Annotated in this window: 10 protein-coding genes and 1 pseudogene; 4 read left to right on the top strand and 7 right to left on the bottom strand. The window is 70.9% G+C overall.

The features are described from left to right. Window positions 1–198: 198 nt before the first annotated feature. From M8542_RS13965 to M8542_RS13950, 4 genes and pseudogenes are all read right to left on the bottom strand, one after another. Window positions 199–1143: an endonuclease/exonuclease/phosphatase family protein gene (locus tag M8542_RS13965; protein WP_276586413.1), complete on the bottom strand. Its 945-nt coding sequence runs from the start codon at window positions 1141–1143 to the stop codon at window positions 199–201. Next, entirely contained in the window at window positions 1140–2057 is a 918-nt protein-coding gene (locus tag M8542_RS13960) for a D-alanyl-D-alanine carboxypeptidase family protein (RefSeq protein WP_257920547.1), read from the bottom strand. Before M8542_RS13960 ends, M8542_RS13965 begins: the two co-directional genes overlap by 4 nt. Before the next feature lie 194 nt (window positions 2058–2251). Then, window positions 2252–3091: pseudogene (locus tag M8542_RS13955) on the bottom strand (glycoside hydrolase family 16 protein); the annotation flags it as partial. 176 nt (window positions 3092–3267) lie between these two features. Beyond that, window positions 3268–3513, bottom strand: a complete 246-nt coding sequence (locus M8542_RS13950; RefSeq protein WP_257920545.1) for a hypothetical protein — start codon at window positions 3511–3513, stop codon at window positions 3268–3270. Window positions 3514–3750: 237 nt separating this feature from the next. On the opposite strand from M8542_RS13950, the gene M8542_RS13945 reads away from it, so the two are divergent. Next, window positions 3751–5790 (top strand): phosphocholine-specific phospholipase C, encoded by a 2040-nt coding sequence (locus M8542_RS13945; RefSeq protein WP_257920544.1) that lies wholly within the window; start codon window positions 3751–3753, stop codon window positions 5788–5790. A gap of 121 nt (window positions 5791–5911) precedes the next feature. Continuing rightward, entirely contained in the window at window positions 5912–7366 is a 1455-nt protein-coding gene (locus M8542_RS13940) for a cellulose binding domain-containing protein (RefSeq protein ID WP_257920543.1), read from the top strand. 1 nt (window position 7367) lies between these two features. Here the strand turns inward: M8542_RS13940 and M8542_RS13935 are convergent, their stop codons facing one another. After that, window positions 7368–7493: a hypothetical protein gene (locus tag M8542_RS13935; protein WP_257920542.1), complete on the bottom strand. Its 126-nt coding sequence runs from the start codon at window positions 7491–7493 to the stop codon at window positions 7368–7370. Between the two features lie 217 nt (window positions 7494–7710). After that, window positions 7711–8505: an SDR family NAD(P)-dependent oxidoreductase gene (locus M8542_RS13930; RefSeq protein ID WP_257920541.1), complete on the bottom strand. Its 795-nt coding sequence runs from the start codon at window positions 8503–8505 to the stop codon at window positions 7711–7713. A 217-nt stretch (window positions 8506–8722) separates the two neighbouring features. Here M8542_RS13930 and M8542_RS13925 point away from each other — a divergent pair, with 217 nt between their 5' ends. Both M8542_RS13925 and M8542_RS13920 read left to right on the top strand, forming a co-directional pair. Next, a complete protein-coding gene (locus M8542_RS13925; RefSeq protein ID WP_257920540.1) occupies window positions 8723–9340 on the top strand; it encodes a LysE family transporter in 618 nt (205 codons plus the stop codon). A gap of 107 nt (window positions 9341–9447) precedes the next feature. Then, complete coding sequence (locus M8542_RS13920; RefSeq protein ID WP_257920539.1) at window positions 9448–10152, top strand: DUF6008 family protein; 705 nt, start codon at window positions 9448–9450, stop codon at window positions 10150–10152. A 3-nt stretch (window positions 10153–10155) separates the two neighbouring features. Here the strand turns inward: M8542_RS13920 and M8542_RS13915 are convergent, their stop codons facing one another. Further along, window positions 10156–14226: a beta-galactosidase gene (locus M8542_RS13915; protein WP_257920538.1), complete on the bottom strand. Its 4071-nt coding sequence runs from the start codon at window positions 14224–14226 to the stop codon at window positions 10156–10158. Between the last annotated feature and the right edge of the window lie 153 nt (window positions 14227–14379).

The following is a 14379-nucleotide window of genomic DNA, read 5'->3' as shown; positions in this document are numbered from 1 at the left end:
GAAGTGGTCCGCGTCACCTGTACGGGTGACGGCGAGGAGTCAGTGTTAGCGATAACACCGACGGGGTCAAGCCTGGGCCGCGTAACGGTCTAGTCACGCGCGTTCAGTGCTCGGCGGTGCCGCCGACCAGCGGAGGACGTCGTGGGGAATTCACCGGAAGGGGGCTGAGCGCGGTGTTCAGGTGCACAAAGCGGGGGCTCAGAGGGCGAGTGAAGCCGCCACCGGGAGGTGGTCGCTCCCCGTGGCAGGCAGGGTCCACGACGCCGTCGGCCGGACGCCCGCCACGAAAACCTGGTCGATCCGCGCCATCGGCAAGCCGGCCGGCCAGCTGAAGCCGAAGCCGTCCCCGGCCTGCTCCTGCGCGGATCGCATCCGCGTGGTGATCGGCTCCAGCGCCCGGTCGTCCGCCGTGCCGTTGAAGTCGCCGACCAGCACCGTGCGGGGTGAGCGCTCCGCCGCCACCGCGTTCGCGAGCCGGCCGATCGCTTCGTCGCGGCCGTTCGCCGTGAAGCCAGCGTCGAGCCGGACCCGCACCGACGGCAGGTGCGCCACGAACACCGCGACCGGGCCCCGCGGAGTGTCCACTGTGGTCCGCAGCGCCCGCGTCCACGGCATGATCTCCACCGGCCGCGTGTCGTCCAGCGGGAACGTGCTCCAGACGCCCACCGTCCCCTGCACCGAGTGGTGCGGGTACCGCGCGGCGAGCGCGTCCTCGTACTTTGGGATCTCCGGCTTCTTCAGCTCCTCCAACGCGATCACCTGCGCGCCGGACGCGGCCAGGGCGCGGGCGGTGCCGGCCGGGTCCGGGTTCTCGTCGTTGACGTTGTGCGAAACGATCGTGAGGTCGCCGCCGGGTCCGGTCCGGTCGAACAGCCGTCCGCCGAAGGAACCACCCCACGCCAGGGCCGGCAGCAGCAGCGACACCAGCGCGAGCGCCGAACGCCGGACCAGGGCCGCGACCAGCAGCGGGAGCACCAGCAAGCCGGTCCACGGCAGGAACGTCTCGAGCAGGCTGCCCGCGTTGCCGAGCCAGTTCGGCACCAGGGAGTGCGCGAGCAGCACCAGCGCCGTCAGCGCTGAACACACGGCGATCACTCGGCCGCGTCGCCAGGTGGCTCGCTCCGGAGAGTGCACCGCGGTCATCGGGTGGCCGCCGGCAGCTCTCGCTGGATCGCCGAAATCAACGTCTCGCTGTTTTCGAGCGCGGCCCGCAACCCTTGCGCCGGGCTGCCGCCCGGGTTCTGGTGCAGGACGACGCCGAGGATGAGCGCGTCGCCCGGGCCCTTCGCCGCCCACATCAGCGCCCCGCCGGCCGCGGTCGACGAACCGGTCTTCAGCCCGATCACGCCGTCCCGGCCGAGGAGGGTGTTCGTGTTGACGACGCCGGGCACGCCGTCGACGCGCAGGCTCGGCGTCGCGACGATGTCGCGGATCACGGCGTTGCGCATCACTTCGCGGGCCAGGCGCAGCTGGTCGGTGGCGGTGCTCGTGGTCGAGTCCTCGACGCCGCTGGCGCCGGTGTAGGTCGTGTCCGTCATGCCCAGCGCGGCGGCCTCGCGGTTCATCTTCCCGACGAAGGCGTCCTGGCTGCCGGCGTCCCAGCGGGCGAGCAGCCGGGCGGCGTTGTTGCCGGAGGGGACGAGCATCAGGGCCAGCAGGTCGCGCTCGCTCACCTGCCGCCCGGCCCGCAACGCCACGGTCGACTCCTCGCGGGACGTCGATTCGGCGTCGGCCTGGTCGTCGACGGTGATCATCGGGCCCGTCTCACCCGCGGCGAGCGGGTGGTCCTTCAGCACCACGTGGGCGGTCATCACCTTGGTGACGCTGGCGATCGGCACCGGCCGCTGGTCTCCGCGGCTGCCGAGCGAGCCCAGCCCTTGGACTTCGGCGCTGGCCTGGCCTTCGTCGGGCCACGGCAGCGACAGGTCGACGGCGGGCCGAGCGCTGGGGTAGCCGTCGACGGTGGGTGGGAAGAGCACCCAGCAAGCCGCGGCGAGAGCCACCGCGACGGCGGCGGCGATCCCGCCGGCGACGGGTGCGATGCGGGAACGGGCCATGGGTCTCCTCCGGGTGCCGGGGCGCAGCAGGTGCGCTCACCGATCACTGTGTCCGGGGAAGATCGCCGGGCCGTCGGGGTTGTTCGACAGGTCTGAACCAGAATTGTCCCGGTTCTGTACCAGAACTGGCGCGGGACCGGCCCCCCTCGCACCGCGCGCGGAGGAAGGCCGGTCCCGCTGGTCCGGACCGCTCAGCTCACGTGGACGTAGTCGACCACCAGCTGCTGCGGGAACTGGGTGCTGCTGTCCGGGTCGCCCGGCCAGTAGCCGCCCACCGCGAGGTTCAGGATCACGAAGAAGTCGTGGTTGAACACCCACTGGCTGCCGCCGACGTCCGCCGGCGTGCGGGTCTGGTAGGCGTTGCCGTCGACCGACCAGACGATCTTGTCCTGCGACCAGTCGATCGCGTAGGTGTGGAAGTCGTCGGAGAAGTTCGGCCCGTTGTACGCCGCGCCGATGCCGCCGGAACCCGAGTAACCGGGGCCGTGGATCGTGCCGTGCACCGTGTTCGGCTCGAACCCGACGTTCTCCATGATGTCGATCTCGCCGCACTGCGGCCAGCCGGCGCTGCCGATGTCGGAGCCGAGCATCCAGAACGCGGGCCACATGCCCTGCCCGCGCGGCAGCTTCATCCGGGCCTCGATGTGCCCGGAGGACGCGGTGAACTTGCCGGAGGTGTTGAGCCGGGCCGAGGTGTACTCGCAGGCGCCGTACCAGCAGTTGTTCCCGCTGTTCTCCTTCTTCGCGGTGATCACGAGGTGGCCTTGGCCGTCGAGCGCCGCGTTGGCGGTGCCGTCGGTGTACCACTGCCGTTCGTGGTTGTTCACGTTGTCGCCGGTCTCGTGGACCCACTTCGACCCGTCGACGCCGCTGCCGGCGGCGCCGTCGAAGTCGTCGCTGAAGGAGGCCAGCGTCGTGGCGGGTGCGGCCTGGCTCTGCGGTGCGGTCACCACGGCGCCTGCCACGAGCAGGGCCGCGGGGGCCACCAGCAGGCGGGCGGTCCGCCGCCATCGGGCGGAGTTCCTGGTCGACATCGTCGTCGCCCCTTCCGTTCCGCGGGCGACGGCTGGCGGCTCACCGGCACCCTATTTGTTGTCGAACGCAACAAAGTATGAACGGACCACTGGCGAAGAACAAGGTTAACCGGTCGGACATTTTCCGACGAGTACCCGATGGTCCGGACCACCGGGTACTTTCGGGCAACAACGGTTCAGCGCTGGATGCAGTCGAGGCCAAGGCCGACCCCGGTGACGACGTACTGGCAGACGTGCGAAGCGTGGGCCGCGTCGGTCTCGGTGCACGACAGCGGGACGCCGAGCAGGTCGACCGAGCAGTAGGCGTAGAACTGGTTGGCGTTACCCGGGACGGAGTCGGCCGACGCGGGCGCCGCCGTGGCGACCACCGCGGAAACCGTGAGCGCCGCAGCCGCCGCCAGGGAAGCGATTCGGGTCTTCATCGTGCTCTCCTTCCGCAATCTCCCCTGTGCGTCAGGGGTTTGTGGTGATCAAGATTCCCCGCCGGGACCGCGTTCACCTCCGGGTCACCGGAAAGTGTCACGCGGCCGGCTCCCGGGCCGAACAGGAGATGAACCCTTGACTGCGCGATTACGTCCGATCGTCGGTATTTTCGGACAGCTTCGATCACTTACGCTGGCGGCTGCCCGGTCCCCGCCCGCGCCTGGAGGCTCCCCGTGATGGCCGACCCGTCCGGACTCACCCGCCGCAGCTTCCTCGGCGGGGTCGCCGCCGCCGGCGCCCTCGGCGCCCTGCCCGCCGGGATGGCCGAAGCGCTCGCCGAGCCCCGCGTGCGCGGCAGCCTCTCCGACGTCGAGCACGTCGTGGTGCTGATGCAGGAGAACCGCTCGTTCGACCACTACTACGGCACGATGAAGGGCGTCCGCGGCTTCGCCGACCGGTCGGCGATCGTGCGCCCGAACGGCCAGGACGTCTTCCACCAGCCCGATTCCGGCCGGAGCGATGGCAAGTACCTCCTACCGTTCCGGGTCGACACGACCAAAGTGGACGGTCAGGATCTCGGCGACCTCGGCCACGGCTGGGCCGACCAGCACCAGGCGATCGCCGGCGGCGCGAACGACGCGTGGGTCCCGGCCAAGGGCGAGATGACCATGGGCTACTTCGGCCAGGGCGACATCCCGTTCCACCGCGCCCTCGCCGACGCCTTCACCCTGTGCGACCACTACTTCTGCTCGGTGCAGGGCCCGACCACACCCAACCGGCTCTACCTGTTCACCGGCACCATCGACGCCGACGGGAAGGCCGGCGGCCCGGCGAACTACAACCCCGCCGACTACAAGCCGGTCTTCAACTGGACGACCTACCCGGAACGCCTGCAGCAGCACGGGGTTTCGTGGAAGGTGTACGCCAACAAGGAGGTCGGCGACGCGGGCGGCTCCTTCGTCGGCGACTACGGGGACAACCCGCTCTGGCTGTTCAAGGCCTACCACCAGGACTACGACTCCGATCTGTCCAAACGGGCCAGTGTGTTCAAGACCTGGGGCCCGGATTCTGGCCAGGGCAAGGACGTCAACCACGTGCTGGCCGAGTTCAAGGCCGACTGCGCGAGCGGGGCGCTGCCGCGGGTCTCGTGGATCGTCGCGCCCTACGGCTACTGCGAGCACCCCGAAGCCCGCCCGGTCGACGGCGCCGCGTACACCCAGACCGTGCTGAACGCCCTGTGGGCCAACCCGAAGCTCTGGGAGTCCACCGTGGTGCTCATCGACTACGACGAGAACGACGGCTTCTTCGACCACGTCGCGCCGCCGATCGCGCCGTCCGGGACCGCCGGGGAGTACATCGGCGGCAAGCCGATCGGGCTCGGTGCGCGGGTGCCGATGACGGTGATCTCGCCGTGGAGCCGCGGCGGCTGGATCAGCTCCGAGGTCACCGACCACACGTCGGTGATCCGCTTCCTCGAACGCTGGACCGGTGTCGCCGAGCCGAACATCAGCGCCTGGCGCCGCGCGCTCTGCGGCGACCTGATGACCTGCTTCGACTTCGGCACGCAGAACGTGCAGATCCCGGTGCTGCCGGACACCGCCGCGCTGCGCAAGCAGGCCGACGACACCCAGAAGAAGCTGCCGAAGCCGGCCCCGCCCGCGACCGGAAAGCAGCAGGTCCCCACGCAGGAGCCCGGCACCCGGCCGGCCCGCGCGCTCCCCTACCGGCCGCTCGTGACGACGTCGCTGAGCGCCGACCGCCAGCTCCTCACCACGACGTTCGCCAACCAGGGCACCGCGGCCGTGCAGCTGATGGCCTACCGCAACGACGGGCAGACCGACGGCCCCTGGCCCTACGACCTCGCCCCCGGTGCGCAGGTGAGCGACACCTGGCGGATCCAGCTCTACGGCGGCGGCAAGTACGGCGTCGCCGTGCACGGCCCCAACCGGTTCCGCTGGGTCCTCGCCGGCGACGCGAACAGCGCGGGTGCGGGCGTCGACGTCCTCGGTGGCTACACCGCCGAGAACAAGCTGCGGCTGACCATGCGCAACAGCGGCACCACCGCCGTGAAGCTCACCATCACCGCGAACCACTACCGCGCCGACGGACCGTGGAGCTACTCCTTGGCCGCGGGCCAGACCGTGACCGACGACTGGAACCCCGTCACCTACGGCTCGGGCTGGTACGACCTGTCGGCCACGCTCGACGCGGACCCGAAGTTCCTGCGCCGGTTCAGCGGGCACATCGAGACGGGAGCGCCGAGCATCACCGGCTAGCTCGTTCACATCCATGACTGCCGTTCAGCTTGTTGACGCACGTCACATGGGTGACCTATAAAGGAAAAGTCCGGGTGTCCGCCGCAGCACCTCCGCCGTTCCCTTGCTCCGGAGGCTTTCGGTGTCCCCACGAAGTCGTCGCGCCGTCCTGCTCGGCGCCGCCACCATCTCGGCCGCGCTCGCACTGACCGGCGCGGTCACCGCGCAGGCCGCGGCCCCGAACCTGTCCGCCACCTTCGCGCAGACCTCGGTCTGGACCGGCGGCTACGGCGCCGGCTACACGATCGCCAACCGCGGTGACGCGCCCGCCACCGGCTGGACCGTCGAGTTCGACCTGCCCGCCGGCACGGCGGTGAGCAGCTCGTGGAGCTCAGTGAAAACCCAGGCCGGGCAGCACTACAAGTTCACCAACGCGGGGTTCAACGGCACGGTCAAGCCCGGCGCCACCGCGAACTTCGGCTTCAACGTCGCCGGCTCCGGGCTGCCCTCGGGCTGCACCGTCAACGGGCTCCCCTGCGCGGGCGGCGGCCCGGTCACGACCACCCCGGCACCCACCACCACGACTCCCCCGCCCACGACGACCACCACACCGCCGCCGGCCGGGGACACCGTGAACGTCTCGACGGCCGCGCAGCTGCAGGCCGCGCTGGCCGCCGCCGCGCCGGGCCAGGCGATCAAGCTCGCGGCCGGCACCTACCGCGGCTCGTTCGTCACGACGAAGGCCGGCACCGCGGCCAAGCCGATCACGCTGTCGGGCCCGGCGAACGCCGTCCTGATCAACGACGGCCCGTCGGGGGACGCGCCCGACTGCCCGGCGCCGACGCCCGGCTGGGACTCCGGCTACGGCCTGTGGCTCTCGGGTGCGCCCTACTGGAACCTGACCGGGTTCACCGTGCAGGAGTCCAAGAAGGGCATCGTCGTCGACAACTCGCCGCACACCACGATCGACGGCGTCACCGTGAACCACGTCGACGAGGAAGCCATTCACTTCCGCCGCTCGTCGGCCGACAGCGTGCTCAAGAACTCGACGATCACCTACACCGGGCTCGTCCAGCCCGGCTACGGCGAGGGTGTCTACCTCGGCTCGGCGAACTCGAACTGGGCCTGCCACGGCAACTCCGGCGGGGTCGACCGCGGTGACCGGATCCAGGTGCTGGACAACCACATCGGCCCGTTCATCGCGGCCGAACCCATCGACGTCAAGGAAGGCACGTTCGACGGCGTGATCCGCGGCAACACCTTCGACGGCCGCGGCATCTCCGGCGAAAACTCGGCCGACTCCTGGATCGACGTCAAGGGCATCGGCTACACGATCGAGGACAACACGGGCACCTTCTCCGCGCCCGGCACGTTCGCCAACGGCTACGAGAACCACAACACCAGCACGAGCCCGTCGTTCGCCAACGGCTGCGGGAACGTGTGGCGGAACAACAAGTCCGACCTCGGCGGCGTCGGCGCCTACGCGATCAAGATCAGCTCGGTGTCGAAGTGCGCGGCGAACCCGAACGTCGTCTACGCCTCCAACACCGTGACGAACGCCCAGTCGGGTCTGACGAACATCCCCGGCACGCCGTAGTTCACAGGTGCATGGCCAGCCAGAGCGCCACCCAAGCGGCGGCGGCGAGCACGGCGCCCGCCGCCGCCGCGAGGAGCACCCGGCGCAGGCCCCGGGCGGGTTTCACCGTTGTCTCGATGTGGTCCATGAAGTCGATCATGAAGGACGACGGCCGATCGGTACAGCCGGCGCGCTCGTCCGGGCGACCCCTGTGCGGGGTACCCCGGGCGACGCACGTCACGCCCGGAACCCGGAACACCCGCCCGGCCGGGTCGTTGTACACAATGCCGGTGCGGTGAAATCCCGGCTCCCCATTCCCCCGTTCCCTCCCGGGGTTCCCCCGTGCTCCTGGGCGGGAACGGGCCTCACGGCACGATCGAGTCGACGTACCCGCCGTCGACGCGCACGGCCGCGCCCGTGGTCGCCGAGGCGAACGGCGAACTCAGGTACACCACCAGGTTCGCGATCTCCTCGGGCTCGATCAGCCGTTGCAGCAACGACTGCGGCCGGTGTTTCTTCATGAACTCGCGCTGCGCCTCGTCCCAGGGCAGGTCCTTGTCCACCAGCTCGTAGACGAAGTCCTCGACGCCGCCGGTGTGCGTCGGACCGGCGATCACGGCGTTGACCGTGACACCGGTGCCGGCCGCGTGCTTCGCGAAGCCGCGCGAGACGCCGAGCAACGCCGTCTTCGACACTCCATAGTGGATCATCTCGGCCGGGATCACGACCGCGGAGTCGCTGGCGATGTACTGGATCCGGCCCCAGCCGCGCTCGGTCATCCCCGGCAGGTACGCGCGGGTGAGCCGCACCGCGGCCAGCACGTTGACCTCGAAGTACCGCCGCCACTCGGCGTCGGTGATGTCGAGTGGCTCCTGAGCGCCGAAGATGCCCAGGTTGTTGACCAGGATGTCGGCGTCGGGCACCTCTTCGACCACCTGCGCGGCGCCGGCCTCGTCCGAGACGTCCCCCGGCGCCGGTAGCAGCTCGGCGTCCGGCAGGTCCTCCCGGAGCCGGGCGATGGCCTTCTTGACGCCGGTCTCGCTCCGGCCGTTGATCGCGACCCGCGCCCCCGCGGCGGCCAGGCCCGCCGCGATCGCCGAGCCGATGCCCTGGGTGGACCCGGTGACCAGCGCCGTCTTCCCGCTCAGGTCGACCCGCATGTGAAAGCCCTTTCTCGCGTCGGCCGTTCCCGCCGGCCGATTCAAGCACAGGCGCCCGGTGCGCACCGGCTGGAAATCCGGTTGCCCCGCCGGGCACGCGGCTACACCATCTGCGCATGACCTCTTACCGCACGCCGCACCTGCCGACCGTCGCCGCGACCACCGCGCCGGTCCAGCAGCAGCCGCGCCGTCCCCGGAGGTCGACCCGCTCGCTGCCGTGACCGGCGCGCTGCTCGCCGGCCTGCTGGCCGGCTACGGCATCGCGATCCCCGTCGGCGCCGTCGCGACCTACCTGGTCGCGCTCACCGCCCGCACCACGCTCCGCACCGGCTTGGCCGCCGCCCTCGGCGTCGCCACGGCCGATGGTGGGTACGCGCTGGTGGCGGTGCTCGGCGGCACCGCGATCGCGGGGGTGATCGCGCCGGTCGCCGGGCCGCTGAAGCTGGTGTCGGCGGGGATCCTCGTCGTGCTGGCGGTGCGCGGGGCTGTGTCGGCGCTTCGGTCACACCGTGCGCCGGAGGCCCGGCCGGTGACCCCGCTCGGCCCCGGCCGCGCCTACGTCAGCCTGCTCGGCATCACGCTGGTGAACCCGACCACGGTCGTCTACTTCACGGCGCTCGTCGTCGGCGACCGGGCCGGCAGCGCGGTGTCGGTGCTCGAGCAGGTCGTGTTCGTGCTCGCCGCGTTCGCCGCCTCGGCGAGCTGGCAAGCCCTCCTCGCCGGCGGCGGCGCGCTGCTCGGGCGCGTGCTCACCGGGGCGCGGGGCCGGCTGGTGACGGCGCTGGTGTCGAGCGCGGTGATCGTCGCGCTGGCTGTCCGGCTTGTCCTGTCCTGAGCCGGAACCGGTGCGTTGTAACGGTTTGCCCGGGTTTTGGCGCACGGCGGAAGACGTTCGCCGGCCGCGGCCGGCACTAGCCTCCTCGTGAGGACCGGGAGGTGGACATGACGATGCCGATGGACGCGATGCCGGGCTGGGCCGTGCCGGGAGCGATCCTGCTGGTGCTCTGGGCGGTCGCGATGTGGGCCGCGGTCGGCGTGCTCGCCTACGCGAACCGCGGGCCGGTGCGGCCCTGGGTGTACCGGGGCTCGATCGCGGTGATCGGGATCGGCGTGCTCGGGCAGCTCGGGCACGTCCAGGAGCACATCTTCCAGGTCGGGTACTGGCTCGGGCACCCGAACTCGCCGGCGTGGATGACGCCGTGGGGCACCGGGCTGGCCGACGGCCTGCAGATGATCCTGCCGAACCGGCCGACGTTCGGGATGGAGCTGCTGCACCTGACCGGCAACTTCATCTTCCTGGCCGGGCTCGCCGGGGTCATGGTGATCACCCGCCGCGCCCTGGGCACCCGCAGCCGCCGCTGGGCGAAGATGGGAGTCTGGATGCAGGGCCTGCACGGGCTCGAGCACCTGGTCCTCACGCTGTCGGTCGCGTTCGGCTCGCGCGCGATCGGGCTGTCGACGTTCTTCGGGCTCGTCGAACCGGGCATCGGGCTGAGCGCCTACCGCGTGTGGTGGCACTTCGTCGCGAACGTCATCGGCACGATCATCTTCGGCTTGGCGCTGCACCACCTGTGGAAGGAACGCCGGGAGGTCCGGGCGACGTTCAGCGTCCGGCCCCTCCCGGAGCTCACCGAGCAGGCGGCGTAGCGGCTACGGCCCCGCGCAGGTCAGCGTCGGCAGCGCCCAGTCGGCGTGGTCGTTGCCGTTGCCGTCGCCGCCGTCGGAGACCAGCAGGTCCAGGACCTGGGCGCCGGTGACGTCGACATCGATCGGGACCGCGGCCTGGCCGCCGCGGACCACCGGGGTCGTCACCTTGGTCGTGCCGTCCACCGAGACGCTGAAGCTCACGCTGCCGCCGCCGCCCGTCTCGCCGTCGACACCAGCCGACGCGGTCAGGCGCGTGCAGGTGCCCGCCAGGTACAGCTGGACGTCACTCGCCGCGTGGACACCGAGGCCCTTGGCGTAGGCGACACCGCCGATGGTCATCGGCTTGCCGTCACCCGCGCTCGCCTCACCGTTGCTCGTGTCGCGCTCGACCGGGCCCCAGCCGTTCGTCGCCGTCAGGAACGGCAGCGAGCTGACCGCGACGTCACCGGCGGGTGGCGCCGGGGGCACCGCGCCGACGATCCGTTCGCCGGTGACCGAGCCCGGGTGGCCGGCCTGCCGGTACCCCACCGCCACCTTCAGCGCGACGGTGTCCACTGTGGAGGGTGCGGTGACCGGCCAGGTGAACGTCGCCTCCCGGCCGCCGTCGAGCTTCGCCACCGAAGGCGGTGACGCGGCGCCGACGGTCCACCCCGCCGGGGCGGTCAGCACCGGCTTGACGTCGAACGCCGTCGGCGCGCCCGCCGGGACCCGCACCGTCGCCGAAGCGGTGAACCGCTGCCCACCTGTCACTGTGTCCGGCGCGGTGAGCGCGACCGCCGCGGCCGGCGCCGGCGGCAGCGCGTACCGCCCCGGGTCGAACCCGGGTGAGGCGTTCGGCCGGACGCTCAGCGGCGAGCGGTAGCTGCCGTAGTTCGTCCAGGCGATCTTGCCGAGCCCGCCGGTGCTGCCGTCGAGGTTCCACACCGCGACGGCGATCGTGTTGTGCCCGTTGGGGTTCAGGATGCCGTTGGGGATCGGGAAACTGTGCTGCGGGCCGAGGTAGTTGACATACTGGCCGAGCTGCCAGCCGTTGACGAAGAGCAGCGCGCGATACTGCCGGCCGGGATCGTCGGTGATCGTCAGGCCGAGCGAAGTGTCCTGGCCGCGCGGCAGATCCAGGTCGGCCGTCGTCCGGTACCACGAGACACCCGGCGTCGTGTCCTTGGCGGGCAGCGAGGCCGGCGTCCAGCGGCCGTCGGGGAAGCCGGGCAGCGACCAGCCCGCGCGCTCGCCGTACAGGCCGCCGGTGTTGAGCGGGCCGCGGACCGGGTCGAGGCCGGTCTCCCCACCCCGGACACCCTGCAGCCGCCAGGTCACCGACGTCAGCGGCGCGCCGGTCAGCCGCGCGGCGGTGAGGCCACGCGCGGCCTTGCTCCCGTTCGCCGCGCCGTAGTCCTCTTCGTGCCCCATGTTCACGGTCAGCACGGAGATCTCGTTGTCGCCCGCGCGCAGCGCGCCGGCCGGGAACGAGAACGTGTGCTGCGGGTCCTTCGAGCTGCCGAGGAAGACACCGTTGAGCCACGCCGAGAACGCGCCCGCCGGGCCGCCGCTCTGGCTCGACAGCGTGATCCCGGTTTGCTTCCCGTCGCCGGTGAAGTGGCCGCGATACCACGTGTTGCCGGTGTGGAAGCCGTAGTCGTCGGCGAACAGCACGGGCCTCGTGCCGAGTGCCGTCGAGCTGTTGGTGGTGTCCTTGTCGGCGACCGGCCACGCGGAGTCGTCGAAACCGGGTTGGCTTTCCGGCGACTCCTGCTGGTGCTTCCAGCCGGTGAGCGCCGGCAGCGTGACGGCCTTCGCGGTCGGCGCGGCACCGGTGAGACTGCCGCTCGACGTCGGTTTCGTCGGGACGCGCGATCCGTTCCACGACACGCTGTTCGCGGCCGAGAAGACCTCGAACGCGCCGTCGGTGCCCGTGTCGCCGGTGAGGGCGAGGGTGCCGTACTGCTGGGCCGCCGTCCGCACCAGGTGGGTGCCGCGGACGAGCACCGGGCCCGACGCGGTGTCCTGGCGCCAGAACGTCGCCGCCGTCGCCTTGTCGGCGAGCAGCAGGAGCAGCGGCCGCGCGCCGGGCGCGGTGACGAGCACCCGGGTCAGGCCGTCGTGGGTGTAGTTCAGCCGCAGGTCACCGCGGGCGGGGTCCCAAGTGGACGTCGCGGAGCCGCCGAGCACCTGCACGGTCGGCTGCTTCGCGAACCGCAGCACGGTCTCACCGGGACCACCCCGGTCGCCGTAGAGCACCGCGACGTCCCGGCCGCCGATCGCCGCGTTCGTCAGGATTTCCGACGTCGAGTACTGCAGGCGGGTCCGCCCGAGGTCGTAGCCGGCGACGACGATCTTCGACTGGCGCCCGTTCAGCGTGATCCCGGTGCCGGGCTGCTGCGGGACGACCGGGTAGTAGTCGCCGCTGCCGGTCAGCAGGTCGACGGCGTCCACGACGACGAACGACCCGGTGGCCTGGGCGTTCTTCTGCCCGCTGACGACGATCTTGAGCGTGTGCGCGCCGGCGGGCAGGTCGCGGGCCTCGTAGCCGGTGACCTGGTTCTGCTTGGTGGCCGCGTAGAGGTCGACGGTGCCGACCTTCGCTTCGTCGAGGTAGACGTCGGCAATGCCGTGGTTGCCGTCCTTGGAGGTCACCCAGCGGATCCCGGTGCCGGTGAAGGGGATGCTGACGCTGTCGCCGGTGGCCTCGGAGAAGGACTCGGTGTGCTGGTAGTCGCCGCCGGTGTAGTTCACCTCGGGCCCGACGTGGCTCCACGTGCCGGTGTAGCCGACCTCGGTGGCGCGGTCGTCGTAGGTGTACCCGGCGTGCGCGGCCAGGTCGAGCGCCATGGTCGTCGTGGTGTTCGCCGTCGACGTCGAGTCGGTGTGGCGCAGGGTGTGGAACTGCGTGCGGGTGTCCGGGTTGATCCGCGCGGTGTCGGTCAGCGCCGGGTCGGTCAGCGGCGCCTGCGCGAGCCCGTCGGTCTTGGTCAGCGGGGTGACGGCCTGGGTGAAGTAGCCGATCAGCTTGTCCTCGTCGTACTTCGGGTCGAACTGGCGGCCTTCGGTGATCGCGGCGCCGTAGTCGTAGGAGGTGTAGTTCTGCGGGATCGCGCTCCAGCCCCAGGACGTGCCGCCGTGCAGCATGTAGAAGCTCTGGCCGGTGGCGCCGACCGCGATGTTCTGCTTGTAGAAGACGTCGGCGAACTGGTCGTTGATCAGCTGCGCGCACTTCTCGTAGCCGGGGCCGCCCCACGGGTCGAAGGCGCCGCCCTGGAACTCGGCGGTGATCAGCGGCTTGCCGGGGACGTGGTCGTAGCTGATGTCCGGGACGCCGTTCCAGTGCGTCGGGTTCGAGCAGTCGAAGCCCTGCGGGTAGGAGTCGGCGGCGTCGACGTCGAGGGCGGCCTCGCCGGCGTTGAAGGTGCCGTTGTTGTTGCCCACCAGCGGGACCGTGATGCCGTCGGCGCGGGCCGTGTCCTCGAGGTGCTTCATGTAGGCGCGGCCGTCGGCGCCGCCGTTGTAGTACTCGTTCTCGACCTGGTAGGCCAGCACGCTGCCGGTGCCGTTGGTGAGCTGGTGCCGGGCGATGATCCGGTCGATCTGCGTCTGCCACTCGTCGGAATACTTCAGGTAGACCGGGTCGGCGCTGCGGGTGTGGCCGGGTGTCGTCGACAGCCAGGTCGGGAAGCCGCCGCCGTCGACCTCGGCGTTGATGTAGGGCCCGGGCCGCGCGATGACGTAGAGGCCGGCTTGCTGCGCCACGTCGAGGAGCTTGTCGAGGTCGCGGACGCCGGTGAAGTCATAGCCGCCCTGGCGCGGCGAGTGGTAGCCCCAGTCGAAGTAGAGCGACGTCGCGTTGAAGCCGGCCGCCTTCATCTTCTGGAAGATGTCGAGCCAGAGGTCGGGGCTCGGCAGGCGGTAGGAGTGGAACTCGCCGGACCACAGGTAGGTGCGGTTCCCGTCGACCAGGAAGGAGTAGCCGTCGTAGGTGACGGTGTGCGCGGCCTTCGGCGGCGCGGCGCCGGCTTGCGGGACGGTCACCCCGACCAGGGCGAGCACGGCGACGAGCAGAGTCCGGACGACGGCACGCATTCGGGGACCTCCGGGCGGCGGGGACCAGAACCGAACACGATCCTTTGCCGATCACACAGAAGCAGTCAAGATACAACACCGGGATGGATCAGTGCCGGAGTAGTGTTAGCGCTAACTGTCCTGGTCCGCTGTCTCGAACGAGTCACTCGCGGG

It is taken from the genome of Amycolatopsis iheyensis (assembly GCF_024703995.1).
Classification (GTDB): Bacteria; Actinomycetota; Actinomycetes; order Mycobacteriales; family Pseudonocardiaceae; genus Amycolatopsis; species Amycolatopsis iheyensis.
Note: the sequence above shows the minus strand (reverse complement) of the source record. Positions and strands in the feature narration are given on the sequence as shown.

Excerpts from the sequence above, each read along its gene's own strand:
- M8542_RS13965 (WP_276586413.1), bottom strand. The coding sequence starts at position 1,143 with ATGACCGCGGTGCACTCTCCGGAGCGAGCCACCTGGCGACGCGGCCGA.
- M8542_RS13960 (WP_257920547.1), bottom strand. The coding sequence starts at position 2,057 with ATGGCCCGTTCCCGCATCGCACCCGTCGCCGGCGGGATCGCCGCCGCC.
- M8542_RS13950 (WP_257920545.1), bottom strand. The coding sequence starts at position 3,513 with ATGAAGACCCGAATCGCTTCCCTGGCGGCGGCTGCGGCGCTCACGGTT.
- M8542_RS13945 (WP_257920544.1), top strand. The coding sequence starts at position 3,751 with ATGGCCGACCCGTCCGGACTCACCCGCCGCAGCTTCCTCGGCGGGGTC.
- M8542_RS13935 (WP_257920542.1), bottom strand. The coding sequence starts at position 7,493 with ATGGACCACATCGAGACAACGGTGAAACCCGCCCGGGGCCTGCGCCGG.
- M8542_RS13930 (WP_257920541.1), bottom strand. The coding sequence starts at position 8,505 with ATGCGGGTCGACCTGAGCGGGAAGACGGCGCTGGTCACCGGGTCCACC.
- M8542_RS13920 (WP_257920539.1), top strand. The coding sequence starts at position 9,448 with ATGACGATGCCGATGGACGCGATGCCGGGCTGGGCCGTGCCGGGAGCG.
- M8542_RS13915 (WP_257920538.1), bottom strand. The coding sequence starts at position 14,226 with ATGCGTGCCGTCGTCCGGACTCTGCTCGTCGCCGTGCTCGCCCTGGTC.